The organism is Spirochaeta lutea (assembly GCF_000758165.1).
Classification (GTDB): Bacteria; Spirochaetota; Spirochaetia; order DSM-27196; family Salinispiraceae; genus Spirochaeta_D; species Spirochaeta_D lutea.
Map to the genome: position 1 here is coordinate 55997 of NZ_JNUP01000069.1, position 8777 is coordinate 64773.

The 8777-nt window shown below is 41.9% G+C and carries 9 protein-coding genes; all 9 read right to left on the minus strand.

What is annotated here, in order from left to right; genetic code table 11:
* Positions 1-6: 6 nt before the first annotated feature.
* The 9 genes from DC28_RS12495 to DC28_RS12525 all read right to left on the minus strand — a co-directional run bounded on the left by DC28_RS12495 (position 7) and on the right by DC28_RS12525 (position 8639).
* Positions 7-1410 (minus strand): oligosaccharide flippase family protein, encoded by a 1404-nt coding sequence (locus DC28_RS12495; protein WP_052078864.1) that lies wholly within the window; start codon positions 1408-1410, stop codon positions 7-9.
* Positions 1407-2510: a glycosyltransferase gene (locus tag DC28_RS15820; RefSeq protein WP_052078865.1), complete on the minus strand. Its 1104-nt coding sequence runs from the start codon at positions 2508-2510 to the stop codon at positions 1407-1409. The genes DC28_RS12495 and DC28_RS15820 overlap by 4 nt, the downstream gene beginning before the upstream one ends.
* A complete protein-coding gene (locus DC28_RS12505; protein ID WP_037549259.1) occupies positions 2507-3577 on the minus strand; it encodes a nucleotidyltransferase family protein in 1071 nt (356 codons plus the stop codon). The genes DC28_RS15820 and DC28_RS12505 overlap by 4 nt, the downstream gene beginning before the upstream one ends.
* Complete coding sequence (locus tag DC28_RS16280) at positions 3567-4196, minus strand: acetyltransferase (protein WP_081942187.1); 630 nt, start codon at positions 4194-4196, stop codon at positions 3567-3569. Before DC28_RS16280 ends, DC28_RS12505 begins: the two co-directional genes overlap by 11 nt.
* Positions 4186-5307, minus strand: coding sequence for a DegT/DnrJ/EryC1/StrS family aminotransferase (locus tag DC28_RS12510; protein WP_037549261.1), 1122 nt, complete (start codon positions 5305-5307; stop codon positions 4186-4188). The genes DC28_RS16280 and DC28_RS12510 overlap by 11 nt, the downstream gene beginning before the upstream one ends.
* 8 nt (positions 5308-5315) lie before the next feature.
* The gene (locus DC28_RS12515; RefSeq protein ID WP_037549263.1) at positions 5316-6509 is read right to left on the minus strand and encodes a UDP-N-acetylglucosamine 4,6-dehydratase; all 1194 of its coding nucleotides are present in this window, start codon (positions 6507-6509) and stop codon (positions 5316-5318) included.
* On the minus strand, positions 6506-7255 hold the full coding sequence (locus DC28_RS15825; protein ID WP_162180238.1) for a winged helix-turn-helix transcriptional regulator: 750 nt from the start codon (positions 7253-7255) through the stop codon (positions 6506-6508). The genes DC28_RS12515 and DC28_RS15825 overlap by 4 nt, the downstream gene beginning before the upstream one ends.
* Positions 7256-8128: 873 nt before the next feature.
* Complete coding sequence (locus DC28_RS16285; RefSeq protein WP_081942188.1) at positions 8129-8407, minus strand: type II toxin-antitoxin system RelE family toxin; 279 nt, start codon at positions 8405-8407, stop codon at positions 8129-8131.
* A complete protein-coding gene (locus DC28_RS12525) occupies positions 8397-8639 on the minus strand; it encodes a hypothetical protein (RefSeq protein WP_037549265.1) in 243 nt (80 codons plus the stop codon). The genes DC28_RS16285 and DC28_RS12525 overlap by 11 nt, the downstream gene beginning before the upstream one ends.
* Positions 8640-8777 lie beyond the last annotated feature (138 nt).

The following is an 8777-nucleotide window of genomic DNA, read 5'->3' on the forward strand; positions in this document are numbered from 1 at the left end:
TCCTAATTAAATCCTTTTAAACTCATAAATTTTTTTGATTGCTAACCGAGTAAAAATTAATATAAGTAAACCTGCACACCCGTACAAAATGAGTCCTTGCACGTTAATGGATACCAAGATAGCTATAAGTAACATTGATAACGTAGTAAAAACATGGGGTTTCAATGTAACTAACGTCAATTGACTGTGCGCAATTAGGGTTCTTAACCAAAAAAAGACAATAAATGAAATGCCGGTACTTACAGAGGCTCCGAATCCTCCATAAGTTGGTACTAAAAGTATGTTACCAACTAGATTCACCATCGCAGCTACGATCGTAACTACGAGAGTCAACCATGTTTTTCTCTTAAAGGAAATCGCCAAACCTGTGGTTTCGGAGAGAGTATACATCACCGGAAAAAAAAGCAGAAAGGGGATCATTGTAAGCGAAGCATAGTATGACTCATCAATAATTATTTTTACCAGGTCTTTAGAAACGGCAACTACAATAAATATGATTGTTAGAACATACGCCATGAGAGAACTAATTATGCTAAAGCGTTTTGTACCCGGTTCTTCTGAATACCATCGATAGCTGGTTGGTGCATAAAATGTACTGAAAGCAGTTTGAATAATTGTGAAAAGCCCTGCGATTCTAAAAGCATTAGAATACAGCCCTAATTCATAAAAAGTTGACCATGAACGTAGTGCTACTTTATCCATAGAATTTAATATCCACATGAACGCTCCTGCAATAGCAAGGGGTGTACCATACTTTAAATAAGACACCTGTTCCCGGATGTTCAAACTTTTTAGATCAAGTTCCCAGGTCTTATTCAGATACAATCTCTGAAGGAGGCTAGTAAGAACAAGAGAAGTAACAAATGCAACAACTACCGCCAAGTAATCTGCCTGTATTAAGTATGCAAACAGTAAAAGCACTAAAACATTGGTGACTTTATTTGATATATTGAAAACAGAATACAATAAAGCTTTCTCTCGCATACGAATAAGCAGAGACGAAAACCTTAGTACAACTGATAATACAGCAGAAACACATAGCAACCCAGCGACCAAAAATGATTGCTCCTCAACAACCAGATTGGAAACCGGCTTCCACCATATCACCACAATTATTCCGATCAATCCAGAAAACAGTAGCGGTGGAATAAAGGAATTGGTGAATAGGCTTTTTTTATCGGTCGACTGGTGATATTCCCTTACAAACGCCTGATCAAAACCAAGAACAGTGATCAATTGTATTAGTTGATTTATAGTAATGAAAAAGGACCCTCGCCCTAGTTCTTCAGGTGAAATAAGGAACGTTGTAATGGGAACTACAGCAAAGGCAATTAACGCAGATACTATGGGGCCAATAGAGAACCCGCTAAGCCCCCTAAAGAATTTAGAAAATTCGGTTTGCTTACTCACCTACGAGCACCATTATATAAGTCAAGCCATTGGCTCTTTACTGCAGCCCATGATGATATCCTATCAATAATGGAAGTATTTACTGATGCTTTTTGCTTTTCAACCTCAATGTCCCCTAAGATTTGGCTCAGAGTCTCAGATAAACACCCTATTGAGTCAATCGAATGAAAGTAACAGCCTTCTTTTCGTAACTTATCATAGGGCAACCAGTTTCCAGTGATGACTATACTCCCTGCAAACATATGCTCTTGCATAGACGCGGATTGTGCATCAGTTTCTTGTAAATTAATGAATACATCGGTTTCTAATGTTGACTTAGCTAACTCAATATCCGACAAAAAAGATTCATTCGATTTGATTTCTATGGTAGATGATGCAATAACCGCTTTTAGTGCTCCCAAGTAATCCAAATCGCTGCGTCCATAGCCTAGTGGTAAATAAACGGTAATTTTGCTTTTTACTTCAGCCGGAATTTTTTCTAACTCCTGGAGTATTGGTATATGCTGCTGCTGAGACCTCGCATTGTAACCGACTTTGATTCTGAATTTCTCTTGCTCATCGTCACTGTGTTTTTTACATAATTCTTTAATATTCTCTATATTCGGAAGTGCAAAACGGGCCATATTCACTTGTTTTTTATATCGGTACTTTTTATAGAAAAACTCCTTCATTTCATCTGTGCTAAGAGAGACCAAACTCGACAAAAAAACTGCAATTTTCTTCATCAAGAAGCGAAACGTATTTACCGGAACAAATAAGTCTGAGCCCCAAAATGTGATGATAGAATTCGCCCTACGTAATTTTGCACCTAATAAAATTATTACTTCTCGAGCTCCACCTAGATAATGTATGTGTAGAGTGTCATTACTTGTTAGGCACATCCCTAGGGAAAAATACCAACCAAACTTCCTTAGAGGACTGGCGGTACACTTTCGTGCTTTTTCCCACCAGTACTCAGGGTTTGACTCATCCCTACCTTTATGAGGCATAGGAATGTAATTTAAGGAAGTATCAAGCAAACAGATTTCTTTTTCTGCGCCAATTACCCTAAGATAATCCTCAATAAAAATGCTTTCACTATTCCCAAGTATATAGATCAAGTGTATTTCCTATATTTTTTATATGTGGATACCAACTCACCCCATTCTCCGATGTCATACCATGAACCCGAACTTACAGGAAATACTCCCACTCGCCCTCCCCGATTTTTTATTTTATCAATTAAATGGGTAATATGAAAAAAGGTGTCCTCAGGAATCTCATCTAGTAGATGTGGTTCAAGTACATACATCCCACTATTTATCTGAAAGATATAGTCTGGCTTCTCCTCTATCGAACTCAAAACACCATCCGCAGTTGTATTTATCACACCATATGGAATTGGGTAGTGCTTGATTACTGATACCATCGTTAACTCATTATTATTTGCCCTGTGATAATCTAGGATAGAAAAGTAATCCTCATCAATCAGAATGTCACAATTTATAACAAAAAATGTGGTTTTAAGATAATCTTTCATCAGCGAGAGACTACCGGCAGTACCGGTGGGCTTTTCCTCGGAAATATACTTAATATCAAAATTATGATCTAGGGAATTAAAGTAATACTCAATTAAATCTGCCTTGTAATTTACTGACATAATAAAATTACTGCATTCATATTTCGAGAACCTATCCATTATTTCATGAACGATCGCCTTATCGTTCACTGGTACTAGTGGTTTTGGGATAATATTTGTTAATGGTTTTAGTCTCGTTCCTTCACCGCCAGCCATAATCACAACTGGAAGATTGATTGACCGTGCAGTTGGTTTTTCTGGGAATAAATCGTCCCAGAGAATTATTTTTATAAGTTCTCGGGATGTCTTCTTAATCACAGGCATGCACTCAAGCCTGAGCTCAATCATCAATTCTTTTATCCGTTCCTCTGGGGTAGTTTCATCAGCAATTATTTTTTTACCAATTTGAATATCAATTAAACTAGTTGAAAGACCAATTTTAGCTAATAATGCTCGCTGAATATCTCCTATACTAACTAAATCTATAAGTTTCGATCCATCCATAATAAACAGAAGACGGACATGCTCGCTATCCATTTTTGTAAGGGCATCTAAAAGTGTATTACTAGGCAAAATTCTTCTTGTCTGAATATCCTTATTATGCATCATTCATCCTTTGTATCTTTGCAGGATTACCATAGGCAATTACATTATCTGGAATATTCCGGGTGACATTTGCACCTGCACCTATAATAACATTGCTTCCAATCTGTACTTTGGGGTGTATAACGGCATTGGCCCCTATATATGTACAATTTCCAATTTTTGATCCACCTAATACTGTACACCCTGGTGCCAAAACAGAATAATCACCTATCTCAACATTGTGTGTTACATTCGCATAATAGTTAAGGCGAACACCATTCCCCAAAGTAGAATTAGACGAAACTGAGGAAAAGCGCTGAATAAGACTACCATTCCCTAATTTAGCTGATTTAGAAATATAAGCTTTATCAGAAATCACTGTTTGAGGACCCATTCCCAATTGGTAATAACTTTCAAAAAGCTTCTTCCTGATTCTAGGTGAATCTGGACTCACAACAAATCTAATTGAGGTATCTATTTCTGACATTAAGAAACCCTGGTCAGAACCAAGATATTTTTGCTCACAATCGCCGTATTGTACTAAATCTGTATACCCTACTATTTGCAATGAGGAGTCCTCTCCAATGAGCTCAACAATCTCATCAAAATAGCCAATTAAAATTACACGCCTACTAACTGTCATAAAATTTATTAATCATCGAACAAATATAATCGACTTCCTCATCGCGTAAAGTTGGATACAACGGCAGTGTAACAATGTTATTCAACAATGGTTCGTTTAACTTAAATTTATGATTTTTATAATAAGAAAAATCAGAGATCAACTTATAATGCCGGCTAGTTTGAATACCGTTAGAACTCAAGTATTCTCTCAATCCATCTGGATTCTCTTTGGGGATAATTACCATTAAGTGGCATGCTGACTCACTTAAAATTCTCTCTAAAAAAGGTATAAATATATTACTATTATTTATTAATTGATCAAAGTAGCGGGTAACTAATTCTTGTCTCCGCTGGTTGAAACCTTCAACCTTTTTTAATTGTTCAATGCCTATACTAGCGCGCAAATCATCTAGTCTATAATTGTAACCGAGAAGTCTAACCTCATACTCCGATGCATGCCCCTTAAAACGATCAAAACTCAGAGTAGTCATTCCATGTGAACGTAACAATTTAAGTGTATCAGCATAATCATCAGAATTCGTGACAACCATTCCGCCCTCTCCGGTTGTCATGTTCTTATTTCCATAAAAACTGAAACAAGCAATATTACCTTTGGTTCCAAGATAAGAGCCGTCCGAATTCTTCCCAAGAATGGAATGTGCACAATCTTCAATAATATGAAGATCATATTTATTTGCAATACTGAGTATTTTGCCCATCTCAACGGAGTAACCTCCGTAATGCATCACCATAATTGCCTTAGTATTTGGTGTAATCTTTTTCTCGATCTCTTCAGGATCCAAAGTCAAATCGGAAACAGACTTTGGATTTACAAAAACTGCTTGAGCCCCAGTATATTCGATGGCATTCGCAGTAGCAACAAAACTTAGTACTGGACAAAGAACTTCATCACCAGGTCCAAGGCCAATAGACAAACAGGCCATATGTAGTGCAGCAGTACAGTTTGAGACAGAAAATGCATATTTTACACCGATCTTCTCGGCGAACATCTTCTCGAACTCATTCGTTACTGGTCCCATTGTTAACCAATTACGCTGTACCACTGATTGAACGGCCTGGAGTTCTTCTTGCCCAAGGGAGGGCTCCGCCAATGGAATTTTATATGCCATAATGTTCCTCACATCTTCCCATCAAGGTATTTTCCTGTTTCCTTGTGCCCAAAATTTGGCAATAAGGTTTTGAATAATGCAACTAATTCTGTCTTCTCCCAGCTTCCCCGCTTGAGTAAAGAATGGATGGTTTGGGTAAAATCCCGTAGGAGGGATTGATCAGCTCCATGAGAGTTTAAAACAACACCTAGAGTCGAGAAGCGGTCTAAATCCACCTCTTCTCCCGGCGTGAAAAACTCTTCAAAATCTTTTTCCCCCGTCGTATCACTTTTAGAAAAATAGCACGGCCACCTGCCATCCTGTTTAAGGGTAGCTACCGAGGACCGTGCTTCATCTTCTGATGCACACTCTACAGCTTGGTAACCCCGTGATTTCAGGAAGTTTTTTGCGATCTCTGAGAAGGTAATCAGATTCAATTCCTCACTGAGCTTGGGAAAGAAAATCTCCTTGCTTTCCCCAAGAATGGTGGACATGAGACACAGCTGCCCGGCCTCTTCAAACGTCACAAAATACCGGCGCACATCGTTGGGGGCGGATATCGGCTGGTTTTTTTCTATACGTTTCGTAAACCCTTGTAATAAACTGCCATCAGAAAAGGCCACATTGGCAAAGCGTGCCGTGGATATGGTGATTTTGTCAGCGTATGAGAAAAGGTACTGCTCCATTATTCGCTTTGAAGCACCCATCATATTTACCGGATTGGCTGCCTTATCGGTAGATACACAAAAGTACTTCTTAGCTCCGGTCTTAATTGCGAGTTCAATAGTTTTTATGGTGTTAAGGATATTTACCTGCACCATTCTCATGAGCGTGTAGGGATCGCGTTCACTCCGAACATGCTTCAAAGCCGAGAGATTGAGGACGTAGTCAAAAGTAGGCTGGGCAGTGATATAGGCCTCGAATTCCACAGACCCGCAATCGATGGCAAAGGTACTGAAATCACCAGAAATATACCCAAAAGAGCTTCGAATATCTCGGACGAGTTCTACAAGATTGTTCTCGCTTAGGTCGACAACATGCAGCTTTTTCGGATTACGCTTGAATATCTCCTTGGTGACTGCCTGTCCAATTGACCCCGCACCGCCGATGACTAAGAAACTTGATTGCTCAACCTTTTTTGAGAGCTCTGATTCCCAAGACTCAACATCCTTTGCTAATAATTCATTGGTTCGACCGATCATCTGTAAATCAGGGTTGTTCATTGATCCTCCACGAGTAGTACTTGTAGGTAGTAAGGTCCGGCTTGTCCACCAGCAACATGCTGTGCCGTACTTTTCATTCTCTCCGGCGCAGCGACCCCCTCCCCGAAGAGAACCAGCTCGGAAGAAGAAGGGGTGCGGGAGGGGCGGGCATTGAAATCACCCTCAGATATGTGACGAAAGCCCAGGCCGTGGCGGCCGGCGGTATGCTCGACGATAAAATCCAGGTCGCTGGGGCCCACCAGGGTTATGCTGCGGCGACCCCGATGTTTGGCGTCCAGGGCCAGGTTGTCGATGGTTTGTTTCCAGCGGACCACGCTGCCGATGGTGCGGCGCAGGTAGCGGTAGCTGCGCTTGGCCACCTCCCGGGTACCCTCGGGGGTCAGGCTGTAGGCCAGGTTGCGGCCGTTTACCTTGTGCATTACCAGCCAGCCCTTGTGCACCAGGCGTTTGATGATGCTGTTGGTCATGCCCAGGCTGATGCCCAGTACCGCAGCCAGGTCGCGCTGGCGCAGCTGGTCGGCTTTTTGGGCCTGAATGGTCTGAATACTCTGCAGGGCCTGGTACTCTAAATCGGCCTCGTGCTGCTGAGCCTGGGAGGGTTCGGTGGGACTGGTTTGCTGCTCCGGTGGGTTGTCCCGGGAATCTTGATCGGCCTTTGAGGCTTCTGTAGGCCCTTTGGTCGGCTCGTGACTATGTTCTTTTGGCTCCAGGCCGGTACCTTGTTGGCCCTGGCTTTTGGATGGCATTCCCCGGTTTGTTTTCGGCTGCGTCCTACTGGCTCCCGGCTGCTCCTTGCCTTGGTTTCCAGGGGGCTGACCGTGGAGAGGTGGTGTATTGAATTGGTCTGGTTTGGGGTTCCCGGGGGAAGGCCCTTTTTTTTCTGCCATGGCTTTTATTTCATAGTGCGCAAAAGGTTGTAAACGACACCAGATATAGCGGTGCAACCAATGATTCCACTCATGGGTGGTGTCGCCGGGGTGCAATGTTACAACCTTTTTTGCGCACTATAGGATCGTTATGCTGATTTCGTTCCAGATCCACCGTACCTGGGATCATCTTCGTCCCTAGTATCGTCCCGGAAGACGCGGCTCCGCCCATTCCCGGGCTTGAAGACAAGCCGGTAGGATCCTGGTTGGTAGTCCTGTCCGGAGGCGGCCGAAACACGCTCACCGGGCTGGGGCGGAAGGCCTCCGCCTCTGTGGTGCCGGAGATCCCGGGGCCGGTCTGGTACATGCGGCCGTGGGTTTGGACTCCGGTATTTGTTCGATAATTGAACAATATCCCGGGTTGCCCGGGCTGTCAAAGCAATACGGCTTCGGCGGACCCGGCTTCGGAGGCATAGATGGCTGCCCCGCCTTCGGCACTTCTTTGAAGTGTATACTTTTGTGGTCAGGGCTGTGGTTGGTCATGATGGATAGAGAGCAGGTTATCGAAAGTACATACGGTCATCCTACATAAAAACCGCTTGTACGGCACGCCGTCAATTGGCGTGGAGTTTGCCCTGCCCTTCAGGGCAGGAATAGCAAACTCCATGACAATAGGCGAGTCCTTGCCGACGCAGCCGAAGCAAGGACCGTGACAATAGGCGAATCGGTCTCGAAGTCCTTGTTATATGGCATCTATCTGTATGCATCTTTCCGATGTTCGATATCAATAACAAACACCATCACGCGTTCTTCTTCTATTTTATAGAATAATCGGTAATTACCTAAGCGATAACGGTAAAATTTAGAAAGCTCACCCTTGAGACGTTTTATGTTTGGACCAAAGAATGGATTCTTCTTCAATTGAGGGTAGATATAGGAAGTGATTTTTGAATAGAGCGACTTATATTGTGATTTCTTTATTTTCTTCTCAAATGACGTCGTTTCTGCAATTGAGAATTCTTTAGTCGACAATTTTATAATTCCCGGATTGAATTTCTGATTCGCCTCTCTTTAATGTATTTATCAGATCGCTATCGGAGAGAATGTTTTCCATCTCTTCATCGGTGACGAAAGCCTCTTCAGATATATAGGACATAGTAGCAAACTCAATAAAATTCGAAATTGATCTCCGGTCACCCTCCGCAGCTTTTTTGAATATTGAATATGTATCATCATCGATTCGAATGGTTATTGTCTTTGACATTCATTTATCCTCTCAATTATTCTATTTTAGTCAAGTTGCTTTTTGGTTTCAAGAGTAAATCATTTTTTGGGAAGAGATAATCGTTGGTGTACAATTCTTTCTGTAAAAGTGCTCTCTGTAAGGGGGCTTGAAAAAGGT

Excerpts from the sequence above, each read along its gene's own strand:
- DC28_RS12505 (WP_037549259.1), bottom strand. The coding sequence starts at position 3,577 with ATGATGCATAATAAGGATATTCAGACAAGAAGAATTTTGCCTAGTAAT.
- DC28_RS12510 (WP_037549261.1), bottom strand. The coding sequence starts at position 5,307 with ATGGCATATAAAATTCCATTGGCGGAGCCCTCCCTTGGGCAAGAAGAA.
- DC28_RS15825 (WP_162180238.1), bottom strand. The coding sequence starts at position 7,255 with ATGCCATCCAAAAGCCAGGGCCAACAAGGTACCGGCCTGGAGCCAAAA.
- DC28_RS12515 (WP_037549263.1), bottom strand. The coding sequence starts at position 6,509 with ATGAACAACCCTGATTTACAGATGATCGGTCGAACCAATGAATTATTA.
- DC28_RS12525 (WP_037549265.1), bottom strand. The coding sequence starts at position 8,639 with ATGTCAAAGACAATAACCATTCGAATCGATGATGATACATATTCAATA.
- DC28_RS16280 (WP_081942187.1), bottom strand. The coding sequence starts at position 4,196 with ATGACAGTTAGTAGGCGTGTAATTTTAATTGGCTATTTTGATGAGATT.